This is a genomic window from Carnobacterium sp. (genome assembly GCF_040274425.1).
This window is the reverse complement of record NZ_JBEMBC010000211.1, coordinates 1-520: the sequence shown is the minus strand read 5'-3', so window position 1 is coordinate 520 and position 520 is coordinate 1. Positions and strand designations below refer to the sequence as shown.

The 520-nt window shown below is 33.7% G+C and carries 1 protein-coding gene; it reads right to left on the bottom strand.

Translation table 11 applies throughout. The features are described 5' to 3' along the window. The coding region (locus ABS911_RS15330) for a glutamine synthetase beta-grasp domain-containing protein (protein WP_350468265.1) at positions 1–509 on the bottom strand (509 nt) is incomplete at its 3' end. Positions 510–520: the final 11 nt, after the last annotated feature.

The window sequence follows — 520 nt, the reverse complement described above, 5'->3', positions numbered from 1 at the left end:
TTTTCACCTAAATCTGTTGGTGCTAAGTCAAAGTATCCACCATCATCATTTAATTCTAAAGTTGGCTCACCTTTTTCATCTAATTTGAATAAGAAGAACTCTGGCTCTGGCCCTAAGTTAAAGCTAGTGAAACCAAACTCTTCCATTTGTTTTAATACGCGTTTTAGATTAGAACGTGGATCACCTTCAAAAGGAGTGCCATCCGGACGAGCAATATCACAAATTAAACGAGCCACTTTCCCTTTTTCAGCAGTCCAAGGGAAAATCATAAATGTATCTAAATCTGGACGTAAATACATATCCGATTCTTCAATGCGCACAAACCCTTCAATTGAAGAGCCATCAAACATCATTTTGTTATCTAATGCTTTGTCTAATTGACTTGTTGGGATTTCAACATTTTTAATTGTGCCTAAAATATCTGTAAATTGTAGACGAATAAACTTTACGTTTTTGTCTTTTACAATTGACTTAATATCTTCTTTTGAATACTTACTTGTAGAATTCACTAATGTTTTTA